Raw genomic sequence first — 14499 nt, forward strand, 5'->3', positions numbered from 1 at the left:
TCTAACTGGCCCGGCACGTCTGGCGCAACTGCCGATAGTCCCGATCCGGGCGGTAAACCGCATTCGCCATCCCGAAGCGGGTAGCAGCGTCCGCCCTGCCCCGCTACGCTGGCCTTCCCGCTCAATCAAGGAAGGCCGCCATGGCGCCGCAGCAGTTCCACACTTTCCCTCCCGTCTCCACGCCAGTCGCCGCGCACGCCAGCCTGCTGTGGATGACGGCCCTGCTCTACCTGGTGCAGGGCATACCGATCGGCCTGGCCTTCCAGGCCTATCCCGTGCTGCTGCGCCAGGGCGGCGCGCCGCTGGAGCTGATCGCGCTGGTGCCGCTGGCCAGCCTGCCCTGGGCCTTCAAGTTCTTCTGGTCGCCGCTGGTGGAAAACCGCTGGTCGGCGGCCATGGGCCGGCGCCGCAGCTGGATCGTGCCCATGCAGCTGCTGCTGGCCTTGTGCCTGGCCGCGATGGCCTTCCAGCGCTTCGATGCGGCGCATGCGCCGGCCTTGCTGTGGCTGATCGCGGCCGCCTCGCTGGCCAGCGCCACGCAGGACATCGCCACCGATGGCCTGGCAGCCGACGTGCTGCACGGCAGCGGCATCGCGCACATCAATGTACTGCAGGTGGGCGGTTTCATGCTGGGCATGCTGGTGGGCGGCCCTGCCGTGCTGCTGGGCGTCGAACTGCTGGGACAAACGGCCAGCATGCTGGCCCTGGCTGCCATCGTCGTGCTGTGCGGCATACCCGTGTGGCGCTGGCGCGAAAGTGCGGCGACCACCGTTACCCGGCAGCGGGCCAGCTTACGGGGCTTTTTCCGCCGGCCGCTGGCGTTGCGCCTGATGGTCGCCGGCATGCTGGCCACCCTGACCGGATCGGTACTGTTCGGCCTGGCCAAGCTGGTGCTGATCGACGCTGGCTGGAGCGCCGCCAGCGTGGCAGGCCTGTCCGGCGCGGGCAATTCCGTGATGGTGCTGGCCGGCTGCGCGCTGGCCGCCCTGCTGCTCAAATGGATGGCGCGCTGGCATGCGCTGCTGTGCGGCCTGGCCATCCTCGCCTGCGCCAGCGTCCTGTGGCTGCGCATCAGCAGCGACCCCGCCGGTGCGGGCACGCCCCTGGTGTGGCTGGCCACCATCCTGATCGGCCTGGGCATCGGCGTGACCAGCGTCTGCCTGTACACCTTGCTGATGCGCTACGCGCAGCTGGGCCGGCAGGCGGCCACCGATTTTTCCATTTTCCAGAGCACGCAAACGCTGGGCGAAATCGTCATCGCTTCCGCCGCCACTGCGCTGGCCGCCCGCGCCGGCTACAGCGCAGGCATGCTGGTGGGCGTGGCCAGCGCGCTGCTGGCCATCGCCGTGCTGCTGTGGGTACGCCGCGACGCGGCCCACCTGGACGACAAACATGACTGAAGCATCGCCATCGCAGCTGCTGCGTCGTTTGCTGCGCGGCCAGTACCGGCGTCTGGCGCTGGCCATCGTGCTGGCCGTGGCGGCAGCCAGCGCCGAACTGTGGCCCTACTGGCTGTTGGGCACGGCGGCGGGCGTCGCCGTCACGTCGCCCGGCGCCAGCTCCGAACTGTTCCGGCTGGCCGGCTGGCTGGCGCTGGCCCTGCTGTTCAAGTATCTGCTGTACAGCGCCGCGTACTACTGCAGCCATGTCAGCGCCTTCCAGGTGCTGCTCGATACGCGGCGCCAGCTGGTCCGCCAGCTGGCGGGCGCGCCCTTGCGCTGGCTGAACCAGGCGGGCAGCGGCGAACTGAAACGGCTGGTGCTGCAGGACGTGGACCGGCTGGAGCAATTCATCGCCCACCACACGGTGGAACTGGCGGCGGCCCTGGCCAGTCCCGTGCTGGTGGCCGGCCTGCTGCTGGCCATCGACTGGCGCCTGGCGCTGGCCGCTCTGGCCACCGTGCCCTTTGCACTGCTGCTGCAAGCGATGATGATGCGGGGTTTCGGCGTACACATGGCGCAGTACGGCACGGCCCTCGACGAACTGCACGGCGCCACCATCGAATATGTGCGCAGCATGCCCGTGATGAAAGCGTACCGCCAGGATGCCACCTCGTTCCAGCGCATGCGCGACAGCCTGCACGCCTACCAGGCGCTGATGAGCCGCATCACGCGCCAGACGGTGCCCGCCTGGTCCGTCTTCATGGTACTGCTGAGCGCGAACATCGCCACCCTGCTGCCGGCGGGCCTGTGGCTGTACCAGGCGGCGCATGTCACCCTGCCGCAACTGGTGCTGGCTCTCGTGCTGGGTTCCGGCATGTTGAAACCGCTGTTCAAGGTCATCAAGCTGTCGACGGAACTGTGCGAAGTGCAGGCCAGCCTGCAGCGCATGGCCAGCTTGCCCGCACCGGTGCCCGCGGCGCAGCAAGCGCCAGCCTGCCTGCCGGACCTGCCTGACGTGCGCTTCGAGCACGTCTTCTTCGCGTATGCCAACGCGCCCGTGCTGCACGACGTGAGCCTGCACCTGCCGGCCGGCAGCCTGACGGCGCTGGTGGGGCCATCGGGCGCCGGCAAGAGCACCGTGGCCGCTCTGCTGGCGGGCCTGCTGCAAGCCGATGCGGGCCGCATCCGCATTGGCGGCGTGGCGCTGGACGCGCTCGACGAGGGCGCCCGCACGGCGCTGATCGCCCTGGCCACGCAGGATGCCTTCCTGTTTCGCGGCAGCCTGCTCGACAACCTGCGCCTGGGCCGGCCCGACGCCAGCGACGCGCAGGTGCGCCAGGCGCTGCGCGTGGCGCAGGCAGACGGCTGCATCGACGCCCTGCCGGCCGGCTGGCACACGCACGTCGAGGAACGGGGCGTACGCCTGTCCGGCGGCGAGCGCCAGCGCATCGCCATCGCGCGCGCCCTGCTGGCCGACACGCCCATCTTGCTGCTCGATGAAGCGACGGCCTTTGCCGACAACCGCACGGAGCGGCGCTTTTACCAGGCCTTGCGCGCGGCCTATCCGCACAAGACGGTGCTGGTGATCGCGCATCGGCTGAGCTCCATCGCCGGCGCCGCGCAAATTCTCGTCATGGACCAGGGCCGCCTGGTCGCGCGCGGCGCACACGCCGACCTGCTGCCGCGCTGCCCCCTGTACCACGACTTGTGGCAACGCCAGTTCGACAGCGAACAGTGGCACATCACGGAAAAGAAAACCCATGCAGACCATTGAACTGATGCGCCGCGTGATGCGGCGCAGCCACCGCGCAACGGCACGCATGCTGGCCGGCCTGGCCCTGCGCGTGGCCGAACGGGCCTGCGCGATCGCGCCCTTCTTCCTCGCCTGGTGGTGGCTGGACGACCTGCTGAGGACAGGCCAATTGCGCTCGCTGCCCCTGCTTTGCCTGCTGCTGGCCTGCCTGCTGGCCGGGCAGATGCTGTTTTCCTGGCTGGGCCAGCTGTACTGCTTCCTGGGCAGCTATGAGCTGATGGGCGGCTACCGCGAGCACGCGATTGCCCACCTGGGACGCTTGCCGCTGGCCGCCGTGCAGGGCAAGCGCAGCGGCCAGCTGGCATCGCTGCTGACGGACGACGTCAAGCGCGTGGAAGATATTTTCACGCACCTGAGCGGGGAGCTGGTGGCCGCCTGCGCCGTGCCGCTGCTGTACTTCGCCATCCTGCTGGCGGTGGACTGGCGCCTCGCTTGCATCCTGGTGCTCACCTTGCCGCTGGCCCTGTGGCTGCTCAGCCTGGGCCGGCGCCGCTTCGCCGCCGCCGGGCGCCACAAGCAGGAACTGCTGCAGGAGACGGCCGGCATGCTGGTGGAATTTGCGGCCGGCCTGCGCACCCTGCGTCTGTATGGCCGCGCGTCGCACTGGGTGGAAAAACTCGACCGCCGCTTTGCCGCCTTGCGCAGCGCCAGCTTTGGCGTGGAAGCCTGGGGCGCAGGGCCCATCCAGGCCTACCGCCTGGTCCTGGAACTGGGTCTGGTGCTGCTCCTGCTGCTGGCGGGCGTGCTGGCGCGACACGGTGAACTGGCCGGGCCGGCATGGCTGCTGTTCGCGCTGGTGGCCTATAAACTGCTCGACCCGCTGCACGATATCGCCGCCCACCTGCAGGAACTGCGTTTCATGGCCCTGAGCGAAGCACGCATCGAAGCCATGCTGGCCGAACCGGCACTGCCGCAAGGAGACGCCGCCGCGCAGCCGCACGGCCATGCGCTGCGCTTCGAGCAGGTGGGCTTGCAGTACGCGGGCAGCGAGACCTGGGCCCTGCGCGATATCAGTTTCGACGCGCCGCCGGGCAGCGTCACGGCCATCGTCGGGCCTTCGGGTGCAGGCAAGAGCAGCCTGCTGCATCTGCTGGCCCGCTTCGACGATCCGCAGCAAGGCGCCATCCTGCTGGGCGGCGTGGACTTGCGTGCGCTGGGCAGCGCACGCCTGTACGCCCAGTTGAGCTTTGTCTTCCAGGAGGTGCAGCTGTTCGACGGCACGGTGCTGGACAATGTGCGCATCGGCCGCCCCGGCGCCAGCGACGAGGAAGTGATGGCCGCCTGCCGCGAAGCCCACTGCGATGCGTTCGTGCGCAAGCTGCCGCACGGCTACGCCAGCCGCATCGGCGAAAATGGCCAGCGCCTGTCCGGCGGCGAACGCCAGCGCCTGTCGATCGCGCGCGCCCTGCTGAAGGACGCCCCGCTGCTGCTGCTCGACGAAGCGACGGCCAGCGTCGACCCGCAGGCGCAACGTGAAATCGAACGGGCGCTGGGCCGGCTGGCGCAAGGCCGCACCGTGATCATGGTCGCCCATCGCCTGCGCAGCGTGCGGCACGCGCAGCAGATCCTCGTGCTCGACGGCGGCCGCATCGTGGAACGCGGCACGCACGCCACGCTGCTGGAAGAACAAGGGCTGTATGCAACCCTGTGGCGGGCGCAGGACCTAGACTAGCCTGGCGCGCCGCGCCTCGCTGGGCAGCACGCCATGCTGCTTGCGGAAGGCGGCGCTGAAATGGCTCATGTTGCTGTAGCCGAGCATGACGGCCGTGTCGCTGACGCCGTGCCGGTCCAGCAGCGCCTTGGCGCGGCCCATGCGTTCGCGCTGGAACAGCGCGTAGATACTGAGGCCAAACATGGCCTTGAAACCGCGCTTCAGTTTCAGCTGGTTCAAGCCCACTTCGCGCGACAGCTGCTCGATGGTGGGCGGCGCGCTCAGGTCGGCCAGCAGGCGCTCGTGCGCGGCCAGCAGCAGTTTTTGCTCGCGGCGCGGCGGCTGGCCCGCGCTATCGTCCTCCCCCTGCAGCGATTGCAAATGCCACGCCAGGAATTCCAGGGTAGCCGCGTGCACCAGCAGGCCTGGCGGCTGTTCGCACGTCAGCAACTGCTCCAGCCGCAAGGCCGCTTCGCGGGCGCGCGCATGGCCCGCCTGCTGATGCAGGAAGCAGGCGCTTTGCAGGCGCGGGACTATGCGTTCATAGTCGGCGCCCGCCAGCGCGCACAGGAGCTGGGGGCGGATGCGCAGCTCGATGTTGGCATAGCCGGCCGGGTAGAAATTGAGCAGGAAGCGCTCGCCGGGCGCGCAGCTGGCGACCAGGCTGTTGGCCTGCAGACTGCGCGTCTCGCCACCACCCTGCACCACTTCCGTCGTGCCGCGCAGCTGGCAGCTGAAATGCAGGTGGTCGCTGTCATTGAGCGCCGCCATCTGGAACGCCTGCTGCGGCTGGAGCGAGACGAGCGAGACGGCCAGTCCCGGCTGCATGTCGACCGTGCGCACCAGGGTACCCGGCGGCGTGACGGCGCTGGCCGGTGGCGCATCAAAGAATTCGGACGATTTCAGCTCGTACATCACACTCCCGGTCGGCTAGCCATGCGATCTTGCATCAGCCCATTTTAATGATAATGATTCCTATTTACAATAAGAATCATGCAGCCCTGCAAAACAGTCCCGCCTGGGATGGTGGCGGACCGGATCGGGGCAGCGCGCGCACCGGCGCCTCGCTACGATGGCTGCATCATCCACACACGCCAAGAAAGCCGCCATGTCCGCAACCCTGCCCCGCAAACTGACCCTGTGCCTGCTGCTGTCCTCCCCCGCCTTCGCCCTGGCGCAAACGGCCGATTCCCCTGCGCCAGCCGATGCCGGCCTGCCGTCCGTGCTGGTCAGCGCCAGCAAGGCGGGCCGCACGGTGATGGAAACGCCCGCCAGCGTCAGCGTCGTCCAAGGCGACACCATCGAACAGGCCCACCTGGAAACCCTGGGCGACGTGGCGCAGCAGCTGCCCAACATCTACCTGACCAATTTCACGCGCAGCACGCCGTCGCTGACCATCCGCGGCCTGGGCTTTTCCGACGATGAATCGGACAGCACCAGCACCAGCGTGCTGCTCGACGGCGTTCCCATGTACAGCCTGGTACTGGGCCAGCTGTTCGATCTGCAGCAGCTGGAAGTGCTGCGCGGACCGCAAAGCACCCTGTATGGCCAGAGCAGCATGGGCGGCGTGGTGGCGCTGCGTTCGCGCGACCCGGGCCAGGTACTGGGCGGCAGCGCGCAGGTGGACTACGGTACGGGCAGTCGCCGCCGCGCCAGCCTGGCCATGGACGTACCCCTCGGTGAAAAAACGGCCGTGCGCATCGTCGCCGGGGGCGAAAGGGCCGACGGCTTCATCGACAATACGCGCCTGCAGCGCAGCGATACGGGCGGCTGGGATAGCGCGTTCGCCCGCATCAAGCTGCTGCACCGCGACGACATGGGCGGCACGTGGCGATTCGGCCTGCACCATGCCAATCTGCGCGGCGGCAACGACTACTTCGCCGACGCGTCGCTGGCGCGCGAACACCGGTCGACGGCCAGCGATGCCGGCGTGAACAACGTCAAGTACACGCTGCTGTCGGGCGAATACGAGCGCGCCCTGGCGCATGGCGCGCGGCTGGCCGTGACCATGGGCGCCAACCGGACCGAGTGGAATTACTGGCTGCCCCGCTCGACCTTCCAGGCCCGCAGCGGCTACGACATGAAGAATGAACAGGCCAGCCTGGAAGCGCGCCTGTCCGGCGCGACTGGCGCATTCGACTGGCTGGCAGGCGCCTATGGCTCGCACATCACACGCGACTCGCCGTACCTGTTCGACTCCAGCCCCTATTATCTGAGCGCCACCACGGCCGGCGTGAAAGGTGGCACCGTGGCCGCCTTCGGCGAACTGGGTTGGCGGGTGGCGCCCGCCTGGCGCGTCGCCGGTGCGCTGCGCCTGGAACACGATATGCGCAAGCTGGACTGGAGCAGCCGCCAGGCGGGCCTGTTCGACAGCAATGGCGACGGCATGCCCGATGCGCCGTTCGACGCCACCACCGTCCGCAACGGCAACAAGGTCAGCGATACGGTAGCCCTGCCGCGCCTGACCGTGGAATACCGGCCCGACGCGGCGCAATTCGGCTGGCTGACCGTGGCGCGCGGCTACAAGGCTTCCGGCTTCAACCTGTATGCGACGGCGCCCGACGCGGCCAGCACGGCGTACCGTCCCGAATATGGCACGCATGGTGAAATCGGCTACCGCCTGCACGGCGCGCAGCGGGCCTGGGACCTGGCCGCCACCGTGTTCTACACGCGGCTGCGCGACCAGCAAGTAACGGTGACGGATACGAATGGCCAGAGCCGCATCGACAATGCGGGCCGCTCGCACAGCCAGGGTCTGGAATTGACGGGCACCGTGCGCCCCCTGCCTACGCTGGAACTGACGGCGTTCGCCGGCATCGTGCACGCCGAATACGATGACTACATCAAGGGCGGCGTCGATTTCACCGGCAAGCAGTTCGCCAATACGCCGCGCCACAGCGTGGGCATGGGCTTGCACTGGCAACCCACGCCGCAGTGGGATACGGGCCTGAACGCCACGCGCCAGGGTGTATCGAATCTGTACCCGGCCAGCAGTACCGTCAACCCCGCCTACACCCTGGTCAACGCCCACCTGACGTACCGCGTGCAACGATGGATCTTCGGCCTGTATGGCAAGAACCTGGGCGACGCGCAGTACTACACGCGGGCGCTGGCCAACAACCTCGTCGTGGCCAGCCAGCCGCGCACCTGGGGCGTGCGCGCGGGTCTGGACTTCTAAGCCCGCCCCGGCGCCGCAAGCGGCTTTACTGCATCGGCAAGGCCGCTACATCGACGGCTGGTGCCTGCCCCGTCGCGGGCCGCGTGAAGTTCTGGCTGGTTTTCACGTAGTCGGCAAAGAAGCCTCCGTTACGCAGGTAGAACTTGCCGTTTTCCAGGCCGCCCGCGTAATCCATGCGCTGCGCATTGGTGGCCGTGGCGTCGCCCGTGAACCTCCCTGCCGTCACTTCGGACCAGGCGCCTGAAACGTTCCTCGCCCACTGGTTGCCGAACTGGACGCGGCGTTCCGTGTAGCCCAGGGTATCGATGAAGTTCTCGAGGAAGGAATGCACGCCCGTCAGATACGTGGAAATCGCCGGCCGCTTCCACGTGGCAATGTAGCGCCACTTGCCCGTCTCGGGCGCGTAGAACCAGGCCGAGTAATCGCTGCCGCCCTTGCCGTCCGGCCGCGCGCGCGTGATGAAGCGGTACGTGGTGCCGGCCGCCCAGTTGTACGACAAATAGGTCTGGCCGCCCGTGCCTTCGCCGCCGAACGCGTTGTCGACCACGCCGGCGCCCTTGCTGACCAGGGTGGTCTTCGCGCCATTGTCGGCGTCCCAGACGGAAAACAATATCCAGCGCTCGCTGGGCGACTTCACCTGGATGCCCATGTAGCCCTGGCCAAAGCCGTTGGCCATGAAGTAGGAGCCGATGGCGTCCTGGCCCTTGGGGATCGTCATCTCGTTATAAAAATACTCGGTATTGGCCGGCACCGTGTAACCCATGTGCACTGACGGGCCGCGCCGCGACCAGTAGTAATTGGCCGGGTCGTTAGCGTAATTAAGCGCCGCGTTCGCAGTCACCTTCAGCGCGGCGACGTCGCCAAACGTGGCCTTTGCACGCGTCAACCCCTGCATGTCCACCTTCACATAACCGGCCGCCGGCACATTGACCGTGCCGACGGCATAGGTCTTGCGGGCCTTGCCGGCCAGCTTGACGTCGAACGGCGCGCCATTGATCTTCACGCGGATGGTGCTGTTGCCGCCATCGGCCAGGCTGGCATCGAGCGCCACCTGGACGGGGCCCGCCCCGGCCACGCGGAAATACGTGCTGGCGACGGCATCGGGATTGCTCCAGCCGGCCAGGCCATGCTCGCCGATGACGGCGCCCTTGTCTCCGCTGGTGATGAAGGCATTGCCGGCCAGTTCCACGGTGGCGGGCGTGACCGCTGCGGCCACGCCCGTAGCCAGCAAGGCGGTGCCGCCCATGTCTGGGGTAGTGGTGGCAGTGGCGCCGCCGCAGGCTGCCAGCAGCAATGGCATGGCGGGAAGAACTGCGCAGAGTAATGAACTTCTGTGTTTCATCAACGTCTCCTGGTAGTACGGCGTGCAACAGGCGCAAGAAGTCCTGCGGCGTGCGCCGCGGTTGAAAAACGGATCGGGACAGAAAAAACCCGCTACGGCGGCAAGCGCGGTAGCGGGCGAATGGGGCTTAGTACTTGCCGTCGAGGGCGAAGATAGGCTTGCGCGATTTCCACTGCCCGCCCGTGAAGTCCGGGAAGTCCAGGGTCTGGAAGTTGGCGGCGATCGATTGCTCGGACAGGGGCGTGATGGCGCTCCACGTTACGGCATCGTAGATATCGATCGGCATCGGCGCATTGGCCTTCAGGGCTTCGACAAAGGCGTGGATGACGAAGAAGTCCATGCCGCCGTGGCCCGCGCCTTCCGCTTGCGCGGCATACTTGCGCCAGACCGGGTGCTCATACTTGTCCTGGTAAGCCTTGAAGTCGTCCCACTGGTGCGGCTTGCTGACGCCCTCGATATGGATGGCATTGTTCAAGTCCATCCACAGGCCATCCGTGCCTTGCACGCGGAAGCCCAGCGAATACGGGCGCGGCAGGCTCGTATCGTGCTGCAGGATGATGGTTTCGCCGTTTTCGCACGCCAGGGTGGTGGTGACCACGTCGCCCAGCTTGAATTTCACCTTGGCGTTCGCATGCTGCGCGCCGCCCGGCTGCTTGACGATGTAGTCGTGCAAGCCGCGCGCCTTGGTGGCGAAGGCGTTGATGCGCGTAAAACGGTTGCCGCGGTTGATGTTGGTGTACATGGCGCACGGGCCGATGCCGTGGCTCGGATACAGTTCGCCATTGCGCTCGACCGAGTGCTGCGTGCGCCAATGGGCTTCCGACCAGCCTTTTTCGCCAAATTCCACGCCGCCGCCATATGGCTTGGCCGGATTGCCGCTGTTGAATTTAACGGCGCGCAAATCGTGCTGGTAGCCGCCCTGCAGGTGCAGCAGTTCGCCGAACAGCCCCGCGCGCACCATCTGCAGCGCAGCCATCACGTCTCGGCGGTAGCACACGTTTTCCAGCAACATATACGGCGTACCCGTTTTCAGCTGGGTGTTCAGGACATCCCAGTGGTCTTGCAGGGTGATGCCGGCCACCACTTCGCAGCCGACGGCGATCTTCGCCTGCATGGCGGCGATCGCCATGGGCGCATGGAATTCCCACGGCGTGGCGATGATCACGCCATCGAGGCCGCCCGCGTCCAGCATGCGCTTGTAGGCTTTCTGGTCGCGGTCTTCGCCATACGTGCGCGGACGGGGCTTGCCCGCCTTTTCCACCTGGCCCAGCGCGTGTTTCAGCATGATCGGCTCGATATCGCACAGGGCGACCACTTCCACGTCGTCGCGGCGCACCAGTTCAGCCAGAAGCACCTGGCCGCGCATGCCCGTGCCGATTACGCCCAGGCGCACCTTGTCGCGGCCGGCCACGCGGGCGGCGTTCGCGGCGCCGGGCAGCAGTGCGCTGCCGGCCATGGCGCCACCGGCCAGCGCGGCGCTGGCGGAGAGGAAATTGCGTCGATTGATTTGTGTTGTCATTGGTCTCTACTCGCTTCCATTGGTAATGTTCGTCGCCGGCTAGCCATACAGCGGGCCGGCTGCAGTTTAATAGGTGTATTCAGCCGTGAAGCGCACCGAACGCGGCGCCGTGCGTCCATCGACCTGCAGGTAATTGCGGGAGATGGCGCCATGGTCTTCGCGCGTTTCGGTGTAGCGGGTCACGGTCTGGCTGTTGAACACATTGAAGACGTCCACTTTCAGACTCAGGCCCTTGACGGCGCTGGGAGTATAGGCCACATTCATGTCCAGCTGGGCTTGCCACGGCAGGCGGCCCTGGCTGCCGCGCGGCGCCGGCTTGCCATTGCAATAGAAGTAGGAATCGTCGTAATCTTTCTCGAACCTCAGGTTATCGGGCAGCGCCCCGATGCAGTTGCGCGGTGCGCCCGAGGTCAGCGACAGGTTGGCGCCCACCATCACGTCCGGGATGACCTGCATGAAACCGTAGGCCTTGAAGGCGTGGCGGTGGTCGCCCGGCAGGTAGCCATACGCGTTGTACATCAGTTCCTTGTGGTCGTCGCTGACCGTCAGGCCCACGTCGCCGCCGCCGATGCTGTCCGTCTGACCTTCCATATTGCCCTTCAGGCCGGACAAGGTGTAGGTCAGCTTGCCGTACCAGCCATTCGTGTACGGGTGCTCGATGAACATGTTCAAGGCGCGGTAGGTGCGCGATGGCAGCGGGTTGCCCCATTCCGCCGCCGAAATATCCACGCGGCGCAGGCCCTTGCCATCGTCAAAGTCCACCATCAGGCTGTTGTCGCGGCCAGGGTTGATGATGGCGCACTGGAAGCCGCTCCATTTGCCCGTGTCGACGCCGTTGCGCGTGGCCCAGGCTTGCAGCGGACGCTCGTCGCAGGTGTCGTCGTTGGTGTCGTTCAGCTTGCGGTACAGGAAGCTGGCGCCCACCACCAGCTTCTTGCTCAGGGCGCGTTCGAAGCCCAGCGAGAATTCATCCTGCGACAGCGGCTTCAGGCCCACGGCCGTCACCTCGCGCGCATCGCGGCTCTGGCCATACGCGTTGTTGGCCGAATACGGCTTGCTGATGGCGTGCAGGCCCGTCGGCGCGCCAGTGACGGGATCGACGCCTGTGTAGGTGAACATCTCGCTGGTGGCCAGGAAGGGGCTGGCCATGTTGCTCGACAAATTCGATGGCACCGGCAAGTGGTAACGGCCGCCGTTGGCGAAGAATTTCAGGGTGCCGTCGCCCAGATAATCCCAGGTGGCGCCCACGCGGGGGGCGATCATGTTGCGCTGCGAAATGAAGGCCACGCCATCGGTGCTGTAGTTGGTGAACTGTTCGCGGCGCAGGCCCAGATCCAGCAGCACCCGTTCCGTGACCTGGTAGTGATCCTGGATGTACTGCGCCGATTGCACGCTGGTAGGACGGGCCAGGTTGGCGTTCAGGTCCTTGCTGACATAATAGCCATCCTTGCCGTAGCCGCCGCCCTGGGCCGGCGTTTCAAAGGCGCCGTTGATCGGCAGATTCGGATCTGTCGCCCGCAGGTAGTTCCAGCGATAGCCGCCGGCCAGGCTCAGGCCCACTTTCGATTCCACGTCGATGCGGTCGATGCCGCCGCGCAGCGAATGCTTGCCCAGTTTGTATTCCAGGTCCAGGCGCTTGGCCTTCTGGCGATCCTCCGAGGAAGGGTCGGTCAAGGTGCCCGTGACCGATTGCGGGTTCATGTAGACCAGGCCTGGGACTTGCGTCGATTGGATGGACTTGGTTTGCGCCAGGCTGGGGTCATAGCCTTCGGGAGTGCGGCGGTGGCTGGTGCGCGATTGCCCCATCATCGCCGTCACCGTCAGGTTGTCCGTCAGGTAGCCCGTGTACTTGAAGATGTCGACATTCGCACCCGGTGCAGCCGATGAGCCGCAGCAGTTGATGGTGGTCTCGCTCCCGCCGCCAGGCACGTTGTTGCGTTTCAAGGTGGCATAATCGAAACCATAGCTCTGGCTGTCCGTAGTGGTGCGGTCATACAGCTTGGTATATTCAAAATGATGGTCGTCCGTCAGGTTGTAGTCCAGCTTGGCCATCATGCGGTCAACCTTGCTCTTGCTCTCGCGCCAGCCGTTCGGCAGCACCTTGTCCGAGTCATCGCGCGCACCGGCGACGGCGCCGCCGTCCGTGCGCGTCTGTTCCAGCGCCACGAAGGCGAACAGCTTGTTCTTGATCAGCGGTCCGCTGCCGTACAAGCCGACCACCTTGCTGGTGCTGCCGTTATCGCGGTTCCAGTACTTCAAGGTGCCATCCGTGTCCGGATTGGCGCCCGTGTTCGGGTAATACCGGTTTTCCGTCGTGCCCTTCAGCGAGCGGGGGATGATGGAGACCTTGCCGCCGAATTCGACCTTGTTGCCGCCGCTCTTGGTGGTAATGTTGATCACACCGCCCGTCGAGCGGCCGAATTCCGAGCCGTAGCCGCCCGACAGCACCTGCAGGTTGGAGATCGCGCCAAACGGCAGCTCCGACGCGCCCACCTGGGTCAGGAGGTTGGTGATGGGGAAGCCGTTGACGTAGAACGCGTTTTCGGACTGGCCCGAGCCGCCGATCGATGGTGCATTGCCATACACGCTGTTGGTGCCGCGCGCCACGCCCGGCGTCAGCTGCACGATGGAGGCGACATCGTTGCCGACCGGCAGCGCTTTCAATTCCTTGGCGGTGAAAATCACGCCATTGTTGGTGTTCGACACGTCGATCGGATTGCGCGACGCCTTCACCACGACGGTCTGCTCCTGGCCCACGGGGCCAGCCGCGCTGGACGGGCCGAAGTTCGCTTCCGCACCGGCGCCGATCAGGGCTTCGACTTCCTGCGACGCTTCCACCGAACCGGCGCGCAGCACGCGCACCGCATAGCGGCCTGGCGGCATGGAGTTGGCCACATAGCGGCCCGACGTATCCGGCGTCAGGCTGCGCTGCACGCCCGTCGCCAGGTTTTCCAGCACCACGGTGGCGCCGGCCGGCGCGCTCACTTCGCCGAAAATGGTACTCGTGGCGTTCGACTGTGCCCAGGCCTGGCCTGGCACGCCGGCCGCCAGTGCGATCACGATCGCGGCGGCGCGGCTGATGTCGCGCAATTTGAGTCGGGTGCTATGCATGATGTCTCTCCGTCTATATCGAGGGTTATGCGCGCCCTCCCCGCTCCAGGGCGGAGTCGGGGGAGCGCAATTTTTATGGTGGTCGTCGGCCGGTGCAGCCAGGCAGTTGCACCTTTCGGGAAATCAGTCCGTATCGGCTGATTTTCGTTTTCTTGGGATTACTTTAAAAAGAAAAATAAGTATCGTCAACAAAAAGAAAGTTAAAACGGTAATTTATCGCTCAATCGAGCAAATAAATGCAATTTGTCTTTCGATTTAATCTGTTGAGCGTAAAATAACTTTCGTTATCGTGGTGTGGCAGATACACGCGTCTGCAAGAAGGTGGCAAACAGAGGACGATACGTGCGGGAATCAGGGGAGGAAAACACGAAAGACGACAGGGCAAACGTCTTTCGCTTACGTTTATCTTTCGTATTGTGCATTTCGGAACATTGTCTTTTCTTTTCCATGGAAAAACCCCGGGCCGCCACAGGCAGGCTGGCGGGCCGGGGCAGTGTCACGCC

8 protein-coding genes are annotated in these 14499 nt (G+C 65.9%); 4 read left to right on the forward strand and 4 right to left on the reverse strand.

From position 1 onward, the window contains the following. Positions 1-140: 140 nt before the first annotated feature. Genes OX459_RS12250 through OX459_RS12260 form a run of 3 tightly spaced genes read left to right on the forward strand, consistent with a single transcriptional unit; the run spans position 141 to position 4867 of the window. Entirely contained in the window at positions 141-1400 is a 1260-nt protein-coding gene (locus tag OX459_RS12250) for an MFS transporter (protein ID WP_289905226.1), read from the forward strand. Next, a complete protein-coding gene (locus OX459_RS12255; protein WP_289905227.1) occupies positions 1393-3156 on the forward strand; it encodes an ABC transporter ATP-binding protein in 1764 nt (587 codons plus the stop codon). The genes OX459_RS12250 and OX459_RS12255 overlap by 8 nt, the downstream gene beginning before the upstream one ends. Then, positions 3143-4867: an ABC transporter ATP-binding protein gene (locus tag OX459_RS12260; protein WP_289905228.1), complete on the forward strand. Its 1725-nt coding sequence runs from the start codon at positions 3143-3145 to the stop codon at positions 4865-4867. The genes OX459_RS12255 and OX459_RS12260 overlap by 14 nt, the downstream gene beginning before the upstream one ends. On the opposite strand, the gene OX459_RS12265 is transcribed toward OX459_RS12260, so the two are convergent. Next, entirely contained in the window at positions 4859-5761 is a 903-nt protein-coding gene (locus OX459_RS12265) for an AraC family transcriptional regulator (protein WP_289905229.1), read from the reverse strand. The two genes, OX459_RS12260 and OX459_RS12265, sit on opposite strands and share 9 nt — an antisense overlap. A 193-nt stretch (positions 5762-5954) precedes the next feature. On the opposite strand from OX459_RS12265, the gene OX459_RS12270 reads away from it, so the two are divergent. Continuing rightward, positions 5955-8024, forward strand: coding sequence for a TonB-dependent receptor (locus OX459_RS12270; RefSeq protein ID WP_289905230.1), 2070 nt, complete (start codon positions 5955-5957; stop codon positions 8022-8024). A 25-nt stretch (positions 8025-8049) separates the two neighbouring features. Here the strand turns inward: OX459_RS12270 and OX459_RS12275 are convergent, their stop codons facing one another. From OX459_RS12275 to OX459_RS12285, 3 genes are all read right to left on the reverse strand, one after another. Then, positions 8050-9366, reverse strand: a complete 1317-nt coding sequence (locus tag OX459_RS12275; RefSeq protein WP_289905231.1) for a DUF3472 domain-containing protein — start codon at positions 9364-9366, stop codon at positions 8050-8052. A 127-nt stretch (positions 9367-9493) separates the two neighbouring features. Next, positions 9494-10885, reverse strand: coding sequence for a Gfo/Idh/MocA family oxidoreductase (locus OX459_RS12280; protein ID WP_289905232.1), 1392 nt, complete (start codon positions 10883-10885; stop codon positions 9494-9496). Positions 10886-10951: 66 nt separating this feature from the next. Next, positions 10952-13996 (reverse strand): TonB-dependent receptor, encoded by a 3045-nt coding sequence (locus OX459_RS12285; protein ID WP_289905233.1) that lies wholly within the window; start codon positions 13994-13996, stop codon positions 10952-10954. Positions 13997-14499 lie beyond the last annotated feature (503 nt).

Source organism: Janthinobacterium sp. SUN026, from assembly GCF_030397625.1.
Taxonomy (GTDB): domain Bacteria; phylum Pseudomonadota; class Gammaproteobacteria; order Burkholderiales; family Burkholderiaceae_D; genus Janthinobacterium; species Janthinobacterium kumbetense.